Origin of the sequence: Streptomyces sp. NPDC046977 (assembly GCF_040644455.1) — a bacterium.
GTDB lineage: Bacteria > Actinomycetota > Actinomycetes > Streptomycetales > Streptomycetaceae > Actinacidiphila.
Map to the genome: position 1 here is coordinate 265,111 of NZ_JBEYWO010000004.1, position 20,976 is coordinate 286,086.

At 73.0% G+C, this 20,976-nt stretch carries 15 protein-coding genes; 10 read left to right on the plus strand and 5 right to left on the minus strand.

Going from position 1 to position 20,976, the window contains the following annotated elements; all coding sequences use genetic code 11:
- Position 1: 1 nt before the first annotated feature.
- The 4 genes from ABZ883_RS08605 to ABZ883_RS08620 all read left to right on the plus strand — a co-directional run bounded on the left by ABZ883_RS08605 (position 2) and on the right by ABZ883_RS08620 (position 6,861).
- Positions 2–1,030 carry a BadF/BadG/BcrA/BcrD ATPase family protein gene (locus ABZ883_RS08605; RefSeq protein WP_360903672.1) on the plus strand — a complete coding sequence of 343 codons (1,029 nt, stop codon included), beginning with the start codon at positions 2–4 and terminating at the stop codon, positions 1,028–1,030.
- Positions 1,031–1,032: 2 nt separating this feature from the next.
- A complete protein-coding gene (locus ABZ883_RS08610) occupies positions 1,033–2,607 on the plus strand; it encodes a sodium:solute symporter (RefSeq protein WP_360903675.1) in 1,575 nt (524 codons plus the stop codon).
- Between the two features lie 131 nt (positions 2,608–2,738).
- Positions 2,739–3,923: an anhydro-N-acetylmuramic acid kinase gene (locus tag ABZ883_RS08615; protein WP_360903678.1), complete on the plus strand. Its 1,185-nt coding sequence runs from the start codon at positions 2,739–2,741 to the stop codon at positions 3,921–3,923.
- Between the two features lie 61 nt (positions 3,924–3,984).
- Positions 3,985–6,861 (plus strand): FAD-binding and (Fe-S)-binding domain-containing protein, encoded by a 2,877-nt coding sequence (locus ABZ883_RS08620; protein WP_360903680.1) that lies wholly within the window; start codon positions 3,985–3,987, stop codon positions 6,859–6,861.
- A 61-nt stretch (positions 6,862–6,922) separates the two neighbouring features.
- Here the strand turns inward: ABZ883_RS08620 and ABZ883_RS08625 are convergent, their stop codons facing one another.
- Positions 6,923–7,918 (minus strand): pirin family protein, encoded by a 996-nt coding sequence (locus ABZ883_RS08625; RefSeq protein WP_360903683.1) that lies wholly within the window; start codon positions 7,916–7,918, stop codon positions 6,923–6,925.
- A 91-nt stretch (positions 7,919–8,009) separates the two neighbouring features.
- Between ABZ883_RS08625 and ABZ883_RS08630 the strand changes: the two genes are divergently transcribed.
- Together ABZ883_RS08630 and ABZ883_RS08635 are read left to right on the plus strand one after the other, a co-directional pair.
- Complete coding sequence (locus ABZ883_RS08630; RefSeq protein ID WP_360903686.1) at positions 8,010–8,498, plus strand: carboxymuconolactone decarboxylase family protein; 489 nt, start codon at positions 8,010–8,012, stop codon at positions 8,496–8,498.
- 55 nt (positions 8,499–8,553) lie between these two features.
- Positions 8,554–9,177, plus strand: coding sequence for a TetR/AcrR family transcriptional regulator (locus tag ABZ883_RS08635; protein WP_360903689.1), 624 nt, complete (start codon positions 8,554–8,556; stop codon positions 9,175–9,177).
- A gap of 55 nt (positions 9,178–9,232) precedes the next feature.
- On the opposite strand, the gene ABZ883_RS08640 is transcribed toward ABZ883_RS08635, so the two are convergent.
- Positions 9,233–11,137: a hypothetical protein gene (locus tag ABZ883_RS08640; protein ID WP_360903692.1), complete on the minus strand. Its 1,905-nt coding sequence runs from the start codon at positions 11,135–11,137 to the stop codon at positions 9,233–9,235.
- Positions 11,138–11,515: 378 nt separating this feature from the next.
- Here ABZ883_RS08640 and ABZ883_RS08645 point away from each other — a divergent pair, with 378 nt between their 5' ends.
- Both ABZ883_RS08645 and ABZ883_RS08650 read left to right on the plus strand, forming a co-directional pair.
- Positions 11,516–11,977 carry a GNAT family N-acetyltransferase gene (locus ABZ883_RS08645; protein WP_360903695.1) on the plus strand — a complete coding sequence of 154 codons (462 nt, stop codon included), beginning with the start codon at positions 11,516–11,518 and terminating at the stop codon, positions 11,975–11,977.
- A gap of 108 nt (positions 11,978–12,085) precedes the next feature.
- A complete protein-coding gene (locus ABZ883_RS08650) occupies positions 12,086–12,751 on the plus strand; it encodes a maleylpyruvate isomerase family mycothiol-dependent enzyme (protein WP_360903698.1) in 666 nt (221 codons plus the stop codon).
- Between the two features lie 42 nt (positions 12,752–12,793).
- Here the strand turns inward: ABZ883_RS08650 and ABZ883_RS08655 are convergent, their stop codons facing one another.
- Complete coding sequence (locus ABZ883_RS08655) at positions 12,794–13,555, minus strand: polysaccharide lyase family 7 protein (RefSeq protein ID WP_360903701.1); 762 nt, start codon at positions 13,553–13,555, stop codon at positions 12,794–12,796.
- Between the two features lie 163 nt (positions 13,556–13,718).
- Between ABZ883_RS08655 and ABZ883_RS08660 the strand changes: the two genes are divergently transcribed.
- Together ABZ883_RS08660 and ABZ883_RS08665 are read left to right on the plus strand one after the other, a co-directional pair.
- Positions 13,719–14,225 (plus strand): molybdenum cofactor biosysynthesis protein, encoded by a 507-nt coding sequence (locus ABZ883_RS08660; RefSeq protein WP_360903704.1) that lies wholly within the window; start codon positions 13,719–13,721, stop codon positions 14,223–14,225.
- An 85-nt stretch (positions 14,226–14,310) separates the two neighbouring features.
- Positions 14,311–15,339: an LLM class flavin-dependent oxidoreductase gene (locus tag ABZ883_RS08665; protein ID WP_360903707.1), complete on the plus strand. Its 1,029-nt coding sequence runs from the start codon at positions 14,311–14,313 to the stop codon at positions 15,337–15,339.
- 61 nt (positions 15,340–15,400) lie between these two features.
- Here ABZ883_RS08665 and ABZ883_RS08670 read toward each other — a convergent pair whose 3' ends face one another.
- Together ABZ883_RS08670 and ABZ883_RS08675 are read right to left on the minus strand one after the other, a co-directional pair.
- A complete protein-coding gene (locus tag ABZ883_RS08670; protein ID WP_360904063.1) occupies positions 15,401–16,558 on the minus strand; it encodes a lectin in 1,158 nt (385 codons plus the stop codon).
- A gap of 264 nt (positions 16,559–16,822) precedes the next feature.
- Complete coding sequence (locus ABZ883_RS08675; protein ID WP_360903710.1) at positions 16,823–20,788, minus strand: S8 family serine peptidase; 3,966 nt, start codon at positions 20,786–20,788, stop codon at positions 16,823–16,825.
- Positions 20,789–20,976: the final 188 nt, after the last annotated feature.

Sequence of the window (20,976 nt, forward strand, 5' to 3'; positions counted from 1 at the left end):
AATGACAGCAGCAGTGGCGGTGGACCTGGGCAAGACCGGTTGCCGTGCCGTGCTGTGGACCGGCGGTACCAGTGACACCGGAGTCGCCCACGACGTCCACGAGGTGCCCGGGGCCCCCGGACTCGCCGCCGAGAACGGCGTGGCCGCGGCCCGCGCGGCGGTGCGTGCCGCCGTCCTCCCGCTCCTCCCGCTCCTCGAGGACGGACATGGCGGCCGGCTCGACGCGGTCTGCGTCGGCGCCGCCGGGGCGGCCACCGCCCCCGAGGCGGCCCGCGCCCTGGCAGGACTGCTCCTCGACGACCTGCCCACCGACGAGGTGGCCGTCACCAGCGACGCCGTGACCGCTCACGCGGGCGCCCTGGGCGGCCGCACCGGCGTGGTGCTGGCGATCGGCACCGGTTCCGTCGCCATCGGCATCGGGGACGACGGATCGTTCGCCCGTGTCGACGGCTGGGGACCCTGGCTCGGCGACGAGGGCAGCGGCGCCTGGATCGGCGCCGCGGGACTGCGCGCCGCGCTCCGCGCCCACGACGGACGCGGACCGCACACCGCGCTGCTGGCCGCCGCCGTCGGACGCTTCGGCGACCCCGACCGGCTGCCCGCGGCCCTCGGCAGGGACGGCAACCCGGCCCGTACCGCCGCGTCCTTCGCCCCGGAGGTGGCCCGCGCCGCCGCCGCGGGCGACGGCATCGCCGCGACGATCATCACGGACGCCGCCGCCGCGCTCGGCGAGGCCGTGCTCACGGCCGCACGCCGGATCGCCGGCGACGACGCACTCCCGGTCACCGTCACCGGCGGCCTGACCGGTCTCGGCGAACCGCTCACCGGGCCGCTCACCGCGGCACTCGGCGGTTCCCCGCGCCCCCTCCTCGTGCGCCCCCCGCTCGGGGATCCGCTGGACGGCGCGCGCCTGCTGGCGCTCGACGCCTCGGCACCGCACGAACCCCACGTCGCCCGTGTACGGCGGACGACCGACCTCCCCACTGTCCCCACCCTGCCGGTGACCTCGCCGGCCGTTATTCAGGAGTGAGCGTGCGCCAACTCGACCTTGTGGTGGTCGTTGTCTATCTGATCGCGATCGCCGTGATCGGACTGCGGAAGGCCGGACGGCAGAAAACGTCGAAGGACTACTTCGTCGGCGAAGGCCACATGCCGTGGTGGACCGTCTCGTTCTCCGTGGTGGCGACCGAGACCAGCGTGCTCACCGTCATCAGCGTGCCCGGCGGCGCCTACAGCGGACAGGGCTTCGGCAACGTCGAGCTCGCCCTCGGCTACGTGATCGGCCGCGTGATCGTGGCCACCGTGCTGATCCCCCTGTACAAGCGCGGTGGATTCGTCAGCGCCTACCAGTACCTGGGCAGCAGATTCGGGCTGAAACTGCAGGGCCTCGCCTCGGTGACGTTCGTCTTCACCCGGCTCCTGGCCGAGGGCGTCCGGCTGTTCGCCTCGGCGATCCCGATCAAGCTGCTGCTGGACGAGTTCGGTGTGCACGCCGACTACCGCGTCATCATCGTCGTGCTCACGGTGATCACCGTGATCTACACCTACCTGGGCGGCATCAAGGCGGTCATCTGGACCGACGCCATCCAGATGGGCCTGTACCTGGGCGGTGCGATCCTCGCCATCGCCGTGCTCTCCGGCCACGTCGGCGGCTCCGGCTTCTCCGACGCCCTGCACTCGGGCCACTTCAAGCTCTTCGACACCAACTTCGACTTCGCGCACATCCTCACCAGCCCGTTCGCCCTTCCGACGGCGATCATCGGCGGCGCGATCTTCGCGATGGCGAGCCACGGCTCGGACCAGCTGATCGTCCAGCGCATCCTGACCACCCGCACCCTGCGCGACGGCCAGAAGGCCATGATCGCCTCCGGTGTCTTCGTCACCGTCCAGTTCGCGGCCTTCTCGCTGGTCGGCGCGCTCCTGTGGTCCTACAACAAGGGCAAGGGCTTCGCGGACCTGGGTCTGGCCAGCTCCGACAACCTCTACCCGAACTTCATCCTGCACGGCCTGCCCGTGGTGATCTCCGGTCTGCTCGTGGCCGGCATCCTCGGCGCCGCGATGGGCTCGCTGTCCTCCGCGCTGAACTCGATGTCGAACTCGACGGTGTCGGACATCATCCACAGCTTCTTCCGCAGCTCGCCCTCCGAGGAGAACCTGCTCAAGCTCGCCCGGGTGATGACCCTGGTGTGGGCGGTGCTCATGGCCGTCTTCGCCTGCGCCTTCAGCGCGAACACGGGCAACGTCTACCTCACCGGTCTGACCATCGCGGGCTACACCTACGGCGCCCTGCTCGGAGCGTTCCTGCTCGGACGGCTCGTCCGGCGGGCCAACGAGATCGACTCCATCGTGGCGTTCCTGGTCACGGTGGGTGTGATGACGTACATCGTGCGCGGGGTGAAGATCGACGTCACCGTGGCCGGCGCGACCGTGCCGACGGCGATCGCCGCCCAGTGGCTGGTGCCCATCGGCGTGGTGGTCACCCTGGTGGTCGGCGGCCTGATGAGCCTGTTCCACCGGGCCCCCGAGACCGCCGCGCTGCCCGCGGGCGACGACGGCGAGTCCGGCCCGGGCCCGGACCGCGTCGCGGCGGTCGCCGGCCGGGAGTGAGCACGCACCACCCATGAGGTGCGGGGCCGCCCACCGCGGCGGCCCCGCACCGCCCCCGTTCAGGACCAGCACAGGGAGAAGTCAGTCATGCCGAACCGGCCCGGCCCGCGGCACCCGCGTCAGGAGGCACCGTGCGTGTGATCGGCCTCATGTCAGGCACCTCCTACGACGCCATCGAGGCGGCCGCCGCCGACCTCGACCTGGACGGCGACACCCTGCTGCTGCGGCCGCTCGGGCACCTCTCCGCCGACTACCCCGAAGACCTGCGCGACCTCATCGCCGCCACCCTGCCCCCCGCGTCCACGACCACGCAGGACATCTGCGCCCTCGACACCGGCATCGGCCAGGCCTTCGCCGGCGCCGCCGGGCGCGCCCTGCGCGAACTGTGCGACGGCGCGGCCGACCTCGTGGTCTCGCACGGCCAGACCGTGCACCACTGGGTCGAGGAGGGCACCGTCCGCGGCACCCTCCAACTCGGCCAACCCGCCTGGATCGCCGAGGCCACGGGCCTCCCGGTCGTCTCCGACCTGCGCAGCCGCGACGTCGCCGCGGGCGGCCAGGGCGCCCCGCTGGTCGGCATGACGGACACCCTGCTGCTGCGCGGGCTGCCCGGCACCCCCGCCGCGCTGAACCTCGGCGGTATCGCCAATGTGACCGTCGTCGCGCCCGGCGCCGAGCCACTGGCCTTCGACACCGGGCCCGCCAACGCGCTGCTGGACGCCGCCGTGCGGCACTTCACCGACGGGGCGGCGGCCTACGACGAGGACGGGCGCCGGGCCGCCGCCGGCCGCACCAGCCCCGAACTCCTCGCCCTGCTCCTGGACGACCCCTACTACCGCAGGCCCGCCCCGAAGAGCACCGGCAAGGAACTCTTCCACCTGCCCTATCTGCTGCGGGCCCTCGATGCGCTGCCTGTCGCCGCCCCCGGACCCGAGGACGTCCTGGCCACCCTGACCCGGCTGACCGCCGTCACCGTGGCCGACGCCTGCCGCGCCCACGGCGTCACCGAACTGGTCGTCTCCGGCGGCGGCGTCCGCAACCCGGTCCTGATGGACATGATCGCCGGGGAGCTGCCGGGCGTGCCGCTGCGCCCCAGTGACGACCTGGGCATACCGTCGGACGCCAAGGAGGCCCTGGCGTTCGCGGTGCTGGGCTTCCTGACCGTCAACGGCCTGCCCGGCGCCCTGCCCTCGGGCACCGGCGCCCGCCGGGCCACGCTGCTCGGCAGTATCACCCCCGGGCTGTCGCCGCTGCGCCTGCCCGAGCCCGCCGAGCGGGCGCCCCGCCTGATGCGCGTCACCGGCCCCGCCCACTGACCGCCCGGTCGCGCCACCGCCGTCCGTCCCCGCACCCGAGGACCCGAGCCCCCGAGGACCCATGAGCCACTCCGCCGCTGCCGCACCCTCCACCGCGCCGTCCACCGCGGACCGGGCCCCCGATCTGGCCGGGCTCCTGGCCTCGTGCGTCGGCGACCCGGCCAGGGTCACCACCGACGTGCCCCGCAGGGTCGCGGCCGCCCACGACGCGTCGCCGTACCTGTTCACCCCGCAGGCCGTCGTCCGGGCCGCGTCCGCCGCCGAGGTGGGCGCGCTGATGGCCGGGGCGCGGGCGGCGGGCCTGCCGCTGACGCTGCGCTCGGGCGGCACCAGCCTGGCGGGGCAGGCGGGCGGCGACGGGATCCTGGTGGACGTCCGCAGCCACTGGCGCAGCGCGGAGGTGCTGGACGAGGGGCAACGCATCCGGCTGCAACCGGGTCTGACGGTACGTCAGGCCAATGCGCGGCTTGCCCGGTACGGCCGCAGGCTCGGCCCCGACCCGGCCAGCGAGAGCGCCTGCACCATCGGCGGGCTCGTCGCCAACAATTCCAGCGGCATGAACTGCGGTACGCGGGACAACGCCTACCGCACCATGGAGTCCCTGCAGTTCGTGCTGCCCTCCGGCACCGTGGTCGACACCGCGGCCCCCGACGCGGACGAGGCGCTGCGCGCCCGGGAGCCCGAACTCCACGCGGGGCTGCTGCGGCTGCGCGACCGCGTCCGCGCCTCGGCGGCCTCGCGCGCCACCGTCGAGCGGCTGTTCGCGATGAAGAACACCATGGGATACGGGCTCAACTCGTTCCTCGACCACTCCGGCGCGGCCGACATCCTCGCCCACCTGATGATCGGCAGCGAGGGCACCCTCGGCTTCGTCGGGGAGGCGGTCTTCCGTACCGTGCCCCTCCTGCCGCACGCCGCCACCGGCCTGCTGGTGCTGCCCGGGCTCGCGGAGGCCACCGACGCCCTGCCCGCGCTGCTGGCCGCCGGTGCCCGTACCGCCGAACTCCTCGACGCGGCGTCGCTGCGCGTCGCCCAGCAGTCCCCGGATCCCGTGGAGGAACTGCGCGGACTGCGGGTGGAGGGACACGCCGCCCTGCTGGTCGAGTTCGCGGAGGACAGCGCGGAACTGCTGGATGCGCGGGTGGCGGACGCGCAGCCGGTCCTGGACCGCCTGCCCGCCGTCACCGGGACGGCGCTCGTCCGCGACCCCCGGGTCAGGGCCCGGCTGTGGCACCTGCGCAAGGGCCTGTACACCGCGGTCGCGGGCGCCCGCCGCCCCGGCACCACGGCCCTGCTGGAGGACATCGCGGTGCCCATGGAGCGGCTGACCGGCACCTGCGAGGGACTGATCGGCCTGTTCGACCGGCACGGCTACCAGGACGCGGTGATCTTCGGCCACGCGCGCGACGGCAACCTGCACTTCATGCTCACCCAGGACTTCGACTCCGCCGCGGAGACCGAGCGCTACGCCCGGTTCACCGACGCCATGGTCGACCTCGTCCTGGACGCCGGCGGCACCCTCAAGGCCGAGCACGGCACCGGCCGCGCCATGGCGCCCTTCGTGCGCCGCCAGTACGGCGACGAACTGTACGACGTCATGCGCGAGGTCAAGCGCCTGTGCGACCCGCACAACGTGCTCAACCCCGGCGTTCTCCTGGAGGACGACCCGGCCGCGCACCTGCGCAGCCTCAAGAGCGTCCCGCAGGTCGACCCCGCCGTGGACGCCTGCGTGGAGTGCGGCTACTGCGAGCCCGTCTGCCCCACCGCCGACGCGACCACGACGCCCCGGCAGCGCATCGCGCTGAGCCGGGAGATCGCGCTCGCCACCGCGGCCGGCGACGAGGAACGCCGCCGCGCCCTGGAGGCCGACTACGCCTACGCCGCCGTCGACAGCTGCGCCGCCGACAGCCTGTGCGTCACGGCCTGCCCCGTCACCATCGACACCGGCGCGGTCATGAAGCGCCTGCGCTCCGAACGCCACGGGCCCGCCGCGCAGCGGGCCGGGGCTGCCACGGCCCGGCACTGGGGGACCGCGGTCAAGGGCGTGCGGGCCGCGCTGAACACCGCCCACGTCCTGCCCGACCCGGCCCTGCGCGCCGCCACCGGCGCGATCCGGCGGCTCGGCGCGGCCGAGCTCGTCCCCGCCTGGGCCGGCGACATCCCCAAGGGCGGACCGGCCCGTCCCGCGGGGCGGCGGCCCGAAGGCGCCCGGGCGGTGTTCTTCGCCGCGTGCATCGGCAGCGTCTTCGCCCCGGAGGGGCCCTCCGACGGGTCGGCGGGCTCCGCGGCGGCCTTCCTGCGGCTGTGCGAGCGCGCGGGTGTCGCCGTGACCGTCCCCGACCGGCTGGCGGGCCTGTGCTGCGGCACCCCCTGGCAGTCCAAGGGCTACACCGACGGGCACCGCACCATGGCCGAGCGGACCCTGGACGTGCTCTGGGAGGCGAGCGACCACGGCCGGCTGCCCGTGGTCAGCGACGCCTCGTCCTGCACGCACGGACTGGAGCAACTGCCCGGCGCCCTGCCGGAGTCCGACCGGGCCCGCTTCTCAGCGCTGCGCTTCGTGGACAGCGTGGCCTTCACCGCCGAACACCTGCTCCCGGCCCTGCCCGAGCCGCGGCGCCTGGGCAGCCTCGCCCTGCACCCGACCTGCTCCACCGCGCACCTGGGCATCGACGGCGCCCTGCGCACCGTCGCGGCCGCCGTGAGCGACGAGGTCACGGTGGCGGACAACTGGGGCTGCTGCGCGTTCGCGGGCGACCGCGGCCTGCTGCACCCGGAGATCACCGCGTCGGCCACCGCCGCACAGGCCGCCGAGATCACCGCGGGCACGTACGACGCGTACGCCTCCTGCAACCGCACCTGCGAGATGGGCATGAGCCAAGCCACCGGCCGCCCCTACCGGCACGTGCTGGAACTCCTCGACGAGGCCACCGCCTGAGCGTGCTGCGGAACGCACGCGCCGGGGCCTGCCAGGCCCCGCCGCGTTGCGTGAGGCCTCGTCAGGCGCCTTGCCTGAGGGGCGGGTTGCCGCGCGGTGCCAGGGTGGCGTTGGGGAGTACGGGGGCCGGGAGGCGGTCACCGGGGTAGCCCTCGACCGCGCCGAAGCGGCCGTCGGCGTTCTCCCACGCCTCGCGCGCCTCCGCGATGTCCTGGTGCGAACGCCCGATGAAGTTCCACCACATCACGATCTGCTCCCCGAACGGGGTCCCGCCGAGCAGCACCGTCCGGGCCGGGGTGTCGCCGGTGTTGGTCAGGGTCAGCGTCGCGTGGCCGGGTTCGAGGTAGCCCAGTTCGGCACGGCGCAGCGCCGTTCCGGCCATCAGCACCTCGCCCCGGTCCACGAGCACGCCGTGCTCGAAGGCGGGGTCGACGGCGAGGGTGACGGTCGCGTGCGGGAGCAGCGTGAGTTCGGCGCCGAGCAGCGGGGTGTGGGTGGGAACGGGCGAGGTGTCGCCGGCCAGGGAGCCGAGGAAGACCCGCACCTCGCCGCCGTCGAGGGCGACGGGACGCGGGACATGGTGCTGGAAGGCGCTGGGCGCGTTCCGGTCGGCCTCGGGCAGCGCCACCCACAGCTGGACGCCGTGCAGGACGGTGGTCGAGGGCGTCGAGACCTCGGAGTGGCAGATGCCGTGGCCGCCGGTCATCAGGTTGAGCTCGCCCGGGCGCACGTACGCGAGGGTGCCCAGGCTGTCCCGGTGCTCGATCTCGCCGCTGAAGAGCCAGCTGACGGTCTGCAGACCGGTGTGGGGGTGCGGTGCCACGTCCATGCCGCCGCTGTCGGCGACGTTGTCCGGGCCGTAGTGGTCGGCGAAGCACCAGGCGCCGATGAAGGACCGGGCCCGCTGCGGGAGCGTCCGGCGCACGGTCATCGCGCGCGGGCCGCCGAGGGGGACGTTCCTCGGGGTGAGGACGTCGATCGGCGACGCCGACTGCCCGTTCCCCTCCGCACCGGGCTCGGGGTGCGGTGCGGTGAGGTCGGCCTCGGTACTGCTCATTGTGTGACGCCCCTCTCGGCGCAAAGTTCCACGTTCAACTATCATCCTCGATCGTAGAGGACAACGCGCAGAGCACCCCTAAGGAGCCCAGGTGAGCGAGGTGACGCAGGCCACCGAGGGCCGGCGGATATACATCGACAAGCAGACACCGCAGTCCTACCGCGCCATGCGGGACGCCGCCGAGACGATCCGGGGCGCCGCGACGGACGCCGGACTCGAGCGCTCTCTCGTGGAACTGGTCAATCTGCGCGTCTCCCAGATCAACGCCTGCGCCTACTGCCTGCACACCCACACCAGGGCCGCGCTGCACGCCGGCGAGGACCCGCAGCGGCTGGGCGTGCTGCCCGCCTGGCGGGACACGGAGCTCTTCACCCCCCGGGAACGCGCCGCGCTGGCACTCGCCGAGGCGACCACCACCCCGGCGGACACCGCCGCCGCGGACGAGGCCTATGCCGGTGCCCGCGAGGTGCTGACCGACGACGAGATCTCCGCGGTGATCTGGGTGGCCATCACCATCAACGCGTTCAACCGCGTGTCCATCATGAGCAAGCACCCGGTCCGCGCCCCGCGCGGGCAGTGATCCCCCGCCGCGGATTGGACTGGCGTGTCCAAAAAGCCGGGCGGAGAATGACGCCATGACGTCACGACTCACGGCCAAGGGCGCCGCCACCCGGCAGCGGATCATCGAGGGGGCGGCCACGGTGATCCGCGAGCGGGGCCTCGTCGACACGACCCTGGACGACATCCGGGCGCACACCGCCACCAGCAAGAGCCAGCTCTTCCACTACTTCCCCGGGGGCCGGGAGGACCTGCTGCTCGCGGTGGCGTCCCACGAGGCGGCCCGGGTGCTCTCCGACCAGCAGCCGCACCTGGGCGACCTCAGCTCCTGGCAGGCCTGGCAGCGGTGGCGCGACGCCGTCGTCGACCGCTATCGCGAGCAGGGACCGCGCTGCCCGCTGGGAGTGCTCACGTCCGAACTGAGCCGCACGACCCCCGGCGCGCAGGCCGTGACCCGGGAACTGCTGTCCGCCTGGCAGGCCGACATCACCGCCGGCATCCGCAGCATGCAGGACCAGGGGGAGATCCCGGCCTCGCTGGACGCCGAGCAGGCGGCCGCGGCCCTGCTCGCCGGCATCCAGGGCGGGGTCTCGATCCTCATGGCCACCGGCTCGCTCACGCACCTGGAGGCCGTCCTCGACCTGGGCATCGCGCAGCTGCGCACGGAGCTGTCGTCGCCCTCCGTCCCGTACGGGACGTGAGAAGGGACCGCCCGCCCCGGTGCCGACCGGAGCGGGCGGTCCCCTGTGCGGTGCCCTACGGGGCGGGGTAGTCCGTCACGTACACCGGCGAACCGACTCTCGTCGTGTCCGCCGGACCGCCCAGGCCGTTGACCACGTGGTCGAGCGTCCCGGCGCCGAGGTTGACGGTCATGATGTGGTGCAGCCTGACCCCCGGGGTCTGGGGGACCTCGAAGCCGTTCTCGGTGTGGACGGCCGGGTTGTTCGGGTTGTAGACGTAGGCGCCGCCGCCGTACAGGCGGTGCGTCCTGACGCTGTCGTCGACCTTGTAGGCCGCCCAGCCCTCGGTGTCGCCGTTCATCCAGTCGGCCTGCGTCGGCGGGTCGTACGGCAACTCGTTCTGGTACAGGACCGTCGTGCCGTCGTCGCCGTTCCAGACGGTGTTGTGCTGCTGGAAGTGCTCGACGAACAGGCCCGTCGCGGTCACGTGGTCGCCGTTGACGACGACGCCGTTGAGGCCGGTGTTGGTGTTCCAGCGCTGGGTGTCGGTCAGGCCCTCCACCCCGTGGTCGGCACGCCAGACCCAGGTGTGGTCGATGAGGACGTCGTCACTGTTGACCTGGAGCGCGACGTCGGCCTTGCCCACGTGCGGACCGCCGACGCGGAAGTAGACGTCGGACAGGGTCGTCGGGTCGTCCGGCGAGCTCTTGTGGTTGTTGCCGGGCTTCTTGCCCACCTGCAGGAGCACCGGGGACTCCTTCGTCCCCGCGTCGATCGTGACACCGGCGATGACCGTTCCGGGGACGTCGGAGACCTGGATCGGGGTCGCGCCGTCGACCGCGGTGAGCGTCGCGTGCCCGAGGCCGAGGACCACGGTGTCGGCGCGCTTGATCCTGATGGTCGAGGCGATGTCGTACACGCCGGGTGTGAGCAGCAGGTTCCTGCCCTGCGACAGCGCCTTGTTCATGTCGTGCACGGAGTCCGACGGGGTCGCGACGAAGAAGTCGCCGAGCGGGATCGTGCGGCCCGGCGTGAGGCCGCCGGACCACGAGACGCCACGGCTGTTCTTCTGGGCGGACGGCACGCGGACGTTGTACGTCCCGTCCGTGCCGACGAACAGGTACGGCTTCTCGCGGCTCACCGGGGTGGTGTCGAGCGTGGTGTAGGGCGGGTTCGGGAAGCCGGTCTCCGCCGGGGCGCCGACGACACCGGAGAAGACCTGGTTCCACACGCCGTTGGACCAGCCGGCGATCTCGGTGTTGCGGGTGAGCCACTGCTGCTGCGATCCGCTGGTGACGGAGGGCAGCTTGGAGTCGGCGATGAAGCCGCCGCTGGCGTACTGGGGACCGGCGCTGCAGTAGTCCATCAGCGAGAGGTTGCCCCCGCTGATGTCCAGCCGGCGCATGGACACGGCCTGGGAGACGGCCCAGAAGTTCGCCGACGCCTGGCAGCCGCCCTGACCGGTCGCGTTGATCTTGATCGACAGATTGGACAGGGTGCGCCAGAAGTTGGTCAGCGCGATGCAGTTGCTCGTTCCGCCGCCGTCCAGGCAGCGGTTGTAGACCTCCACCTTGCCGTTGATGACGACATCGGTGGGCGAGGCGCCCAGGCCGGCGATCTCGGTGTAGTAGCCGACCTTGACCTGGAGCGGGTGCTGCGCCGTGCCGTACGTGCCGGGCTTGAAGAGGTACGCGTGACGCGTCGTGCCCATCTCGTTGCCGACCTGCGCGGCGTTCGCGGCATCGAGGGTCGCCTGGATGTCGCCGACCGGCATGCTCGGGTCGAAGACGGTGACATTGGGCCCGAGTTCCGACGTGCCGGCGTCCGCCGCGCCGGGGCCCGGAGGCCCGGCGACGGCGGCTGTTCCGGTCGTCATGACACAGGTGGCCAGGACGACGGCGAGCGCGAACACCCGGCCGAGGCGGCGGCGGGCGGGGCGCTGGGACGGGTGACCCGCGGTGCCGGGAGGCAGGGTCGTCATGGAGTTCGTCCTTTCCGCTGGGCGGCGCGGAGCGAAGTGGGTGGGGCGGGCGGGTCCATGGGGAGGTGAGAGCGCTCTCTCGGCGGGTACGACCGACCCCCTGTCATCGCGACACCCCTCCCCAGGGACGCCGGGACCGGACACCGCGGGCGACGGATCGCCCGGGATCGCCCGGTCCGCGGCAAGCCGAGCGTGCTTGAAGTTTCTACTGTGCGAACGGGTGCTCGCGCTACGGTTGTGCGGCCCAAGGTTCGTACCAATAGCGGACGTTGAGGGTCCGGAGCCGCCTCCGCGGTCGGCGGCGCCGTACCGTGTGACGCGCTCCCGGAGCGTGGCCGGCAGGCTGACGCCAGGGCCGGTCCGTGCCACCCTCGTGGCATGGAGGGTGTCTCGATCCGCCCGGCCCGGCCCGCGGAACTGCCGTTCCTCGACGCGCTGATCCTGCGGTCGAAGTCGCACTGGACGGGCGGCCGCGCGGAGGACGTTCCGGCCGTGACGCCGAAGCTCACGCAGGCCGACATCGCGACCCGGCACGCCACGGTCGCCGACAGGGGCGGCGCCCCCATCGGCCTCTACACCCTCAACGAACACGAGGACTACCTGGGGATCGGGCTGTTCTTCGTCGACCGGCCGTTCATCGGCACGGGTGTCGGGCGCCTGCTGTGGGGCGATCTGGTCCGGCGGGCCGCCGCGCTCGGCGCGCGCGTGCTCGGCGTCGGCGCGGAGCCGCGCGCCGAGGGCTTCTACCTGCGGATGGGCATGGTCGGCCGGAACGAGACGGTTCACAAGGGCGAGCGGCTGATCTGGATGACGGGGGACATCGCGGAGCTGGTGAGGTGACGGGCTGGACCGCGATGAGTTCGCCGCCTGCCGCCGGTCCTACTCTCGTACGGGACCGGCGTCCGGCCGGTCACCGCGAGCGGCGGCCTGACGGGAGACCTCAACACGATGAGCGGCAAGGACGCGACCGCGGAGCGGGGCAGGGGCGCTGGGCTGTGGCCCCTGGTCGAGGCCGAACGGGCGGCGCTGGCGGCCGATCTGGCCGGCCTGGACGAGAAGGGGTGGGCGACGCCGTCCCTGTGCGAAGGGCTGACCGTGCGGGAGGTGCTGGCGCACCTCACCGCGTCGGCGCGGCTCAACCCCGCCCGGTGGATGGCCGGGGTGATCCGCTGCCGCTTCGACTTCGACCGGATGGTCGCCGTCCGGCTCGCGGAGCAGTTGGGCGCGACCCCGGCGGAGACGCTGGAGCGGTTCCGGGGGACGGTGCCGAGCAGGACCAAGCCGCCGTTGCCCGTGGTCGCCCTGCTCGGTGAGGTGATCGTGCACGGGGAGGACATCCGGCGCCCCTTGGGGCTGCGCCGCGACCATCCGGTCGGGACGCTCACCCACGTCGCCGGCTACTACGGGGGCTCGGACCTGGTGGTGCTCGCCAAGGGCCGCATCGGCGGCCTGCGGCTCGTCGCGGACGACGGCCCGTTCACCTGCGGCTCCGGGGCGCTGGTGTCGGGCCCGACGCTCGCGCTCGTGATGGCCATGACCGGACGCGCGGCGTACTGCGACGACCTCACGGGCGACGGGGTCGCGGTCCTGCGTGAGCGCTGCCCGCAGGGGTGAGCGCCCCGCCGCGGGCGCGCGGCCCGCGGCGGGAGCGGGAGTTCAGCTGTGGGAGACGGTGAGGCCGTAGAAGGCGACGCGCGCGCCGCGGGTGGTGCTGTCGGAGGACGACTGGTTGTACGAGCCGGCCTTGAAGTACTGCTTGTACGGGTTGAACGACGACGGGATCGCGTAGTGCGTCGTGCTGCCGTTGACGGTGAGGTCGATGGTGTGGCCGCCCGAGACGCCGATGGTGTACGTCCACGTCTTGCCGACGGACACGTGGCCGACGGTGTGCAGCGTCTGGCCGCCGGAGGGCGAGTTCTCCGTGCCGAGCACGATGTCGCCGCTGGAGCGGTAGTACAGCTCCAGCAGCGGCTTGGTGGACGAGCCGCCGGAGCCGAGGTGGATCTGCCCGACGCAGACGTTGGAGGTCACCGAGACCACGCGCAGGGTCGCGTTCATGCGGTGGGTGCCGCTGAGCGCCCAGTCCGCGGCGCTGCCGCTGCGGTTCATCTCGCGCAGCTCGGAGCGGGCATAGTTGGAGTTGGGCGTGGTGACGCCCTTCTCCGGCGCCCAGAAGGTCATCGCGCCGTCGCGGGTGTCGGTGTAGAAGTAGGCGTCCTGGTAGCCGTTCGGGCCCTGGAGCCGGGACGAGGAGATGGTGGTCGGCGAGCCCGGGGAGCCGACCGGCTCCTGGAGCTGCCACACCGAGAGGTCGAAGTTCCCGCCGGGCGCGACCTTGGGGTCGGCGGCGAAGGCGGGGCCGGCGCCGAGGACGACGGTGGCGACGGCGAGGGAGGCGAGCAGCGTACGCGTGCGCATGGGGGGACCTCCTGCGGGATCGGGGCGTTCACGTAAATGAACGATGTGTGTGGACGTGAACGCCGGGTCACGTCGAGACGGTAGGCTCGTGGCGTGGTCGCGTCAAGGTCTGTACCAATGGCCGTACCGTCCGGGCCCGGCCGGCCGTAGGCTGGTGGCCATCATGTCCGCGGTGGAAGTCGTCCAGCTCCTGGTCTCGCCCGCGCACCGGTACATGGGGCGGCCGTCCGACGGGCCGTCCCCGGCGCACGACGGCGAGATCGTCCTCCGTGCCCAGGTGCGGGCGAACCTCGGCCTGGTGGGGGACCGCTACTACGGGCGTCCCGCCCATCGCGACGCCGCGGTCACACTCATGGCCGCGGAGAACCTTCCCGTGGACATCGACCCGGCGGTCGACCTCCGTCAGACGCGCCGCAACGTCCTGCTCCGGGGCGTCGACATCGACGCGCTCGTGGGCGCGACGGTGTCGCTCGACACCGGCGCCGGCCCGGTCCTGCTGGCGGTACGGCGCCCGGCCCGGCCGTGCGCGTGGATGGACGCCGTCATCGGCCCCGGTGCGCAACGCGCCCTGCGCGGCAAGGGCGGTGTCCGGTGCACCCCGCTGACCGACGGCGAACTCGCCGTCGGGCCCGCCGAGTTCACGGTCGTGGCACCATCCGCGCAGGGGTGACCTCCCGCCCGCGCGCTGCGGCGGGCACAATCACGGAGTCGCGGCCTCGGGTGCCGCGGACATCGCGTACGAGGGAGGAAACGCCGTGCCGCCGACGTCCAGGCCGCTGCGCAAGCTGGGCTTCCTGACCATCGGGCTGTTCGACGAGGCGGATCCCCGCCGCGGCCACCAGTCCACGCTGGAGATCATCGAACTGGGGGAGCGGCTGGGCTTCGACAGCGCCTGGGTGCGCCACCGCCACCTCCAGTACGGCATCTCCTCGCCCGTCGCCGTCCTGGCGGCCGCCTCGCAGCGCACCAGCCGCATCGAACTCGGCACCGCCGTCATCCCGCTGGGCTGGGAGAACCCGCTGCGGCTGGCCGAGGACCTGGCCACGGTGGACCTGCTGTCCGGCGGCCGCCTCAACCCGGGCGTCAGCGTCGGCCCGCCCATGCACTACGACGAGGTCAAGCAGGCCCTGTACCCCGACACGGCGGAGCACGAGGATTTTGGCTACCGCCGCGTGGAACGCCTGCTGGACTTCGTCCGGGGCAAGCCCGCCACCGACTTCAGCGGTGTCGAGGGCATCGAGGTCTTCTCCGACCGGGTCCAGCCGCACTCCCCGGGGCTCGGTGGCCGCATGTGGTACGGCGGCGGCAGCCTGCGGTCGGCCCAGTGGGCCGGTGAGCACGGTATGAACTTCCTGACCAGCAGCGTCGTGAAGGCCGAGGGGAGCGAGCAAGCCGCCGACTTCGCCGGGATCCAGCTCGCGCAGATCCGCGCCTACCGGGACCACCACCCCGACGGCGAGGGCGCCCGCGTCTCGCAGGGACTCGTCGTCATCCCCACCGACAGCGCCACGCCGGAGCAGCGGGCCAAGTACGCGGCCTACGCCGCGGCGCGGTTGCCGCGCACGGCCGCGCCGCAGGGGCCGGCGCGCCTGATGTTCGCGCCGGACCTGGTGGGCCGTTCCGACGAGATCGCCGAGCAGCTGACGGCCCACGCGGCCTTCCGGGAGGTCGACGAGGTGGCGTTCGCGCTGCCGTTCAGCTTCGAGCACGAGGACTACGTCCAGATCCTCACCGACATCGCCACCCGCCTCGCCCCGGCGCTGGGCCGCCCCGCCGCCGTATGACGGCGCCCGTGGGCGGCCCGGTGGCTCCGGGCCGCCCACGGGCGGGAGTTCGCCGTACGGGTCAGCAGTAGAGGTTGTTGCCCGGGCTGACCCCGAGGATCCCCGTGAACCGCTGGTAGGCGCTCACGCGGCTCTGGACCTGCGCCGGGTTGCGTCCGTCGCACTCCAGGGAGCCGTTGATGGAGCGGATCGTCTGGCCGAAGCCGGCCTGGTTCACCATCGCGTTGTGGGGCGTCATGGTGCCGGGGCCGCTCTGGGTGTTCCAGTACCACAGGCCGGTCTTCCAGGCCACGGCCGAGTCCTGCTCGACGCGCCAGGGGTTGCCCAGCAGGTCGATGCCGAGCGCGTCACCGGCGGCCTTGTAGTTGAAGTTCCAGCTGAGCTGGATCGGGCCGCGGCCGTAGTACGCGGACTGCCCGGCCGGGCAGCCGTAGGGCTGGCCCCAGTCGCAGTAGTGCGGGTAGTTGGCGGTGTTCTGCTCCACCACGTAGACCAGGCCGCCGGTCTCGTGGTTGACATTGGCGAGGAAGGCCGCGGCCTCCTGCTTCTTCACGGTGTCGCTGCCGCTGTTGGCGAAACCGGGGTACGCGGACAGGGCCGCGACCAGGCCGCTGTAGGTGTAGAAGCCGTTCCGGCCCGGGAACATCTGGTTGAACTGGGCCTCGCTGACGACGAATCCGGACGGGTTGCCGGGGTTGCCGCCGCCGCCCGCGGGGGCGTTCCACTTCTGGTTGGCCGCGCCGGTGCAGGTCCAGATCTGCAGCCGGGTGCCGTTGGCGGAGCTGTTCTCGCGGACGTCCAGGCACTTGTTGGCCGCGGGGTTGACGATGTCGTGGGCCGCGGTGACCACCCACTGCTGGTTGGCGCTGCCGGCGCAGTCCCACAACTGGACCGCCGCGCCGTCGGCGGTGCTGCGGTCCACGACGTCCAGGCACTTCCCGAGTGCCCGCAGGGTGCCGTCGCCGGAGTTCGACCAGCGCTGCGCGTTGGTCCCGTTGCAGTCGTAGAGCTGTACCGCGGTGCCGTTGGCGCTGTTCGCGCCGGCCACGTCCACGCACTTGCCGGCCAGTCCGGAGATCTGGCCGTCGGCCGCGTGGGCGGGGGGCGCGGCCACGAACAGTGCCGAGAGGATCGCGGTGAGAACCGCCGTGATCAGGGAACGTCCTACGGCTGCGCGCCGGAAGGAGAAGCGTCGGGCAGGTCTGGCGGACCAGGACATCAGGGCCATCGGGGCATCGCTCCTTACACGGCGCGCGGCCGTGACGGTGGGGGAGGGAGCTGCGGGGGGAGGGCGCCGCGCCCGGGTCGGGGTCCGGGTACAACGCCTCGTCAGGTCTAGACCATGACAGGATGACGGGACCACGTCAACCATGTGAACGATGCCGAGGGCGCGGGCAGTCGGCGGGCCGGGAACGCCGAAGGGCGGGCCCGGAGGCGGTGAGGCCGCCGGGCCCGCCCCTCGAAGGGATCCTTCGGTCCTGGTCTAGTAGGTGAAGCGCTCCAGGCCGTTCGCCCACGGATTCACGACGTACGCGGTGCGGTGGGTGGGGTCGAGGAACAGGCCCCGGCGGCCGGTGAAGTCGAAGTTGGACGTGGAGAGCGTGGAGCTGACGAGATTGGCGACCGGATGCCGGGCGAGGACCTTCCCGGTGTCCGGGTCGAGCACGGTGATCTCGCTCAGGGCGTTGTTGTCACCCGTGGTGGCCTCCTCGTAGAGGTGCGCGACCAGGGCGACCCCGTGGTCGGCGTCGAGAGCCGGCCACATGACGCCCCTCGTCCCGAGGTCCGCGGGCGCCGAGGCGGCCAGGGTGGACTGCGAAGCGGAGCGCCAGGTGCTCGTCGGGAACTCGCCGCTGTTGTAGTTGGGCGTGACGGGCCCGGCGGCGACGTACACCTTGTCCCCCTTGCCGTCCGGCAGCAGACCGGCGACGCAGGCGGGCATGGCGGCCGGCGGCGACACCGTGCGCGCGCCGAGGTCGACCGAGACCGCGAAGTACGGGACGCGCCCGGACAGGCAGGGCCCCATCGTGCCGGAGGTCGCCACGAAGAAGGTGCCCGTCGAGGAGTCCACCGAGACGTTGCCCATCGCGCGCCCCGGCTGGGCGGCGTTGAGCGGCAGCGGGTCGGAGACGGCGCCGGTGGCCATGTCGACCGTCCAGAGGCTGTCGACCCCGGACACCCCGTCGTAGGTCACCACGGCCGCCCGGTGCCGGGCCGTGTCGACGGCCCCGCCCATGAAGGAGACCGACGTGGAGCCGCCCTCCGCGCGCAGCGCGGTCGTCCGCACCTCGGCGCCCGTGGCGGTGTCGCGCAGGGCCACCTCGGGGAACGTGCCGCCCTCGAAGGGCTGGTGGGCGATCAGGGTGCGGCCCGTGCCGCGGTCGGCCCCGAGGACCTCGGACATCATCCCGTCGGTGTCGCGGGACACCACGGTCCCGAGGGTGCCGTCGGCCAGGTCGTACGCGGTCGTCGCCGAGCCGCTCACATGGATCCAGCCGTCGTCGCCCTCGGCGAAGTCGTCGGTCGCCAGCAGCGCGGTGCCCCCGCTGACCTCGATGTTCTCCAGGGTGCCCGACACCGTCTCGCCGTCGAGGTACTGCACGAACGAGGTGGGCGAGGCCTGGCCGACGGGCTTGCCGCCGTGGGTGGCGATGACACGGACCGGGTACTGGAGACCGGTCGGCAGACCGAGCGCCTTCAGGTCCAGCACCGTCTTGCCCTTCACCGACGGCAGGGGGCGGAACAGGGTGGACGCGTGGTCGACGCCGTTGTCGTCCCGGCCGCTGCCGTTCTGGTTCGTGGCGGTGTTGAGGGCGCCGTACAGGGTCGGCGCCGGGGTCAGGAACTCGATCGCGGCGCCGTCGGCGCCGTCGGCCGCCGAGGCGTCCCAGTTCACCGTGAGAGCGGCGTCGGAGCGGGTCAGTTCGACCGAGTGCGCCTTCTGCGTCGCCCCGTGGCTCAGCAGGGGTGCCTCCGGCCGCTCATCGGCGCCGGGACCGACGCGCAGCGCCCGGAAGTCACCGAAGACCTGGCCGTCGTAGAGAGTGATCCCGACGCCGTAGAGACCGGCGCCGCCGGCCGCGAAGGCGGAGGCCGGGATGGTCACCGAGCCCTTCGTGCCGGTGAGCGGGGTACGCCACTGGGCCCGCCACTTGTCCATGGTGGTGAAGGGCGTCCAGTGGCCGACCGAGGACAGCACCAGCTCCGGGGCGGTGGTGTCGCGCAGCCCGGTGAGGTCGTACTGCACGGTGACCGGCTTCCCCAGCGGGCTCGCGCCCGGTGCGGTGGGCGCCGGCGGCTGCAGGTGCGTGCCGTCGGTCGCGCTCAGGGTGAGCCTGCGGCCGGCCGAGGCGACGACCTTTCCGCCGTCGAGCGCCTCGAACGTCACCTGGAGGCTGCGGGCCTCCGACGAGACGAGCGGCAGACCCGCGGCGCCCAGCAGCTCACCCGGCAGGACCCGCAGGCTCGGACCTGCGGAGGGGATCACGCCGTGCTCGCCGACGCGCAGACGGTACGTCAGATCCTTGTGCGCGCCGGTGAGGTCGAGCCCGAAGGTGAGCGGGGCGAACGCGTTCTCCCCGGTCGGCGCGCCGTCCCAGCTGCCGTACGGCCCGGCCAGGTCGATGGCGGACGGGTCGGTGGCCTCGACGAACGAGGTGCTGGGCGTGACCGACATGACCTGGCGCTGCGCGACGGACAGCCGCACCGCCGACGGGGCGAGGTCGTGGCGCTTGGCGAGCACCTTCTCCACGGCCGCGGTCACGTCCAGCTGCGTGCCCATGTGCAGTTCCCGGTCCGCCTGCGGCGGCTGGGCGATCGGGCGCCCGGTGGCGACCAGCAGGTCGCGCACCTTGCGCGGCGTCAACGTCTGCCCGGTGGCCTTCGCCGCCGCCAGCACGTCGGCCGCCGCGGCGGCGATCATCGGTGCCGAGGCGGAGGTGCCGCCGTTGAGCACCACCTGCGGGCCTTCCGAGGTGTGGAACAGCGAGGGCAGGTTGTCGCCGGGCGCGGCCAGGTCGATGCGGGTGCCGAAGCCCGAGGAGTAGCCGGCCGAGCCGTTGTAACGCGTCGTCGGGTAGACGGCGGTACGGACGTCGTCCGAGCTGAGGGTGTCGTCCACGGTGGTGCCGCCCGCGGCGATCACCCCGGTGTCGCGGACCAGCGTCGGGGTCGTGGTCGGGGCGACGTCGTCGATGCTCGTCTGCGCGTGCGTGCTCGACGTCAGGTCGGTCGGCGTGCTGCCGCCGTCCGGGCCGACCGAGACCGGCAGCCCGAGCCGCGTGCCGTCGTTGGAGGAGACGACCACCACGATGCCCGAGTCCACGATGGACTGCAGGGTGTCCCGGACCGCCGGGTCGTCCTCCAGCCACCGGGACGGGAAGCCGATCGACCCGTCGGTGCCGAAGCCGAGGCTGGCGGTGATCACGGTCGGGCGCGGCTTCTGCTCGGCGGCGGCGCGCAGCGCCGTCGCGATGCCCTCGGCCGAGGGCTCCTCGGGCACAACGAGGCGGTACTGCGCCCCGGGGGCGATGCCCAGCAGGTCGGTGGCGCCGCTTCCGGTGGCCTCCGGGCGCTGCCGGTCGTGGGGCAGGGGCGACATCATCGAGAAGTCGAGGAGCACTTCACCGAGGTTGGGGTCCTGGCCCTCGATGGACCCGGTCGGGTCGAGACGGCCCGCGTTGTCGCTGGTGTACGTCGGGATCAGCGGCAGGGACGGGTAGTCCAGGTAGCGCTGGCCGTCCTTGACCACGGTCGTGGGTCCGTAGCCGCGCACGTACTCGTCGCCCGCGTCCGCCATCGACTGGTCGGTCAGGTCGCCCAGCGAGACGTTGGTGACGATCTGGCCCGCGCCGGGCAGCGCGTGCAGGAGGTCCGCGGAGTCCTGGAACGCCCCGACGACGTTCACGCCACCGGAGTTGAGGTAGGACTGGAAGGACGTCGTCAGTCCCTCGTTGGCCGGCACGGCCCCGGCGGCCGCGGGTGCGGGTGCGGCGGCGCGGGCGCCGTGGCGGGAGCCGAGTCGGTCGATCGACGCGCGGACGGTGTCGGACAGCGCCACAGGACCGGAGTTCATGGTCTGCGGCCGGACCGCGGAACGGGCTCCGCCGGCGGCGGCCCCCAGCGTGTAGGGCGTCAGCGCGGCGGCGTCGGCACGGCGCTGGAGGATCGCGGCGGACGGGGCGAGGGGCTCGCCGAGCGCGGTGCGGCCCTGCGGCTGCGGAACGGGGAAGGCCCGGGTGGTGCCGTCCTTGCGGGTCAGGGTTCCCGTTCCGTCCTCGGACCAGTGCACCACCGAGCCGTCGGCGAGGGTGAGGGAGTGCGCGGCCGGTGCCGAACCCCGCTGCGGGGCAGGGCCGTCGGGGGCGGCGTGAGCGAGCGGGGTCGCGGTGAGGGTGAGGAGCAGAGCGGCGAGGGTCGTCAACCGGGTGCGTCTGAGGCGTGAGGACATGCAACGCCCTTCTGGGTGTGTGCAGGGCCAGCTGCGTCGTCGGGACTGGCGGGGCGGAGATCACCTTGTCGGTGGTCCGTCAGCACGGACAAGCGTCCGCGGACGCGGGTTCGCGCAGTTGCACAGATGCGCGCCGTACCGAACGGCGGGCGACCGGCGGACGACGCGCGGAAACATGCGGGGCGTAC

Bases quoted from the DNA above. Each gene is read 5' to 3' on its own strand.
- ABZ883_RS08605 (WP_360903672.1), top strand. From the start codon at position 2: ATGACAGCAGCAGTGGCGGTGGACCTGGGCAAGACCGGTTGCCGTGCC.
- ABZ883_RS08670 (WP_360904063.1), bottom strand. From the start codon at position 16,558: ATGTCCTGGTCCGCCAGACCTGCCCGACGCTTCTCCTTCCGGCGCGCA.
- ABZ883_RS08625 (WP_360903683.1), bottom strand. From the start codon at position 7,918: ATGAGCAGTACCGAGGCCGACCTCACCGCACCGCACCCCGAGCCCGGT.
- ABZ883_RS08635 (WP_360903689.1), top strand. From the start codon at position 8,554: ATGACGTCACGACTCACGGCCAAGGGCGCCGCCACCCGGCAGCGGATC.
- ABZ883_RS08620 (WP_360903680.1), top strand. From the start codon at position 3,985: ATGAGCCACTCCGCCGCTGCCGCACCCTCCACCGCGCCGTCCACCGCG.
- ABZ883_RS08645 (WP_360903695.1), top strand. From the start codon at position 11,516: ATGGAGGGTGTCTCGATCCGCCCGGCCCGGCCCGCGGAACTGCCGTTC.
- ABZ883_RS08660 (WP_360903704.1), top strand. From the start codon at position 13,719: ATGTCCGCGGTGGAAGTCGTCCAGCTCCTGGTCTCGCCCGCGCACCGG.
- ABZ883_RS08640 (WP_360903692.1), bottom strand. From the start codon at position 11,137: ATGACGACCCTGCCTCCCGGCACCGCGGGTCACCCGTCCCAGCGCCCC.
- ABZ883_RS08650 (WP_360903698.1), top strand. From the start codon at position 12,086: ATGAGCGGCAAGGACGCGACCGCGGAGCGGGGCAGGGGCGCTGGGCTG.
- ABZ883_RS08655 (WP_360903701.1), bottom strand. From the start codon at position 13,555: ATGCGCACGCGTACGCTGCTCGCCTCCCTCGCCGTCGCCACCGTCGTC.
- ABZ883_RS08675 (WP_360903710.1), bottom strand. From the start codon at position 20,788: ATGTCCTCACGCCTCAGACGCACCCGGTTGACGACCCTCGCCGCTCTG.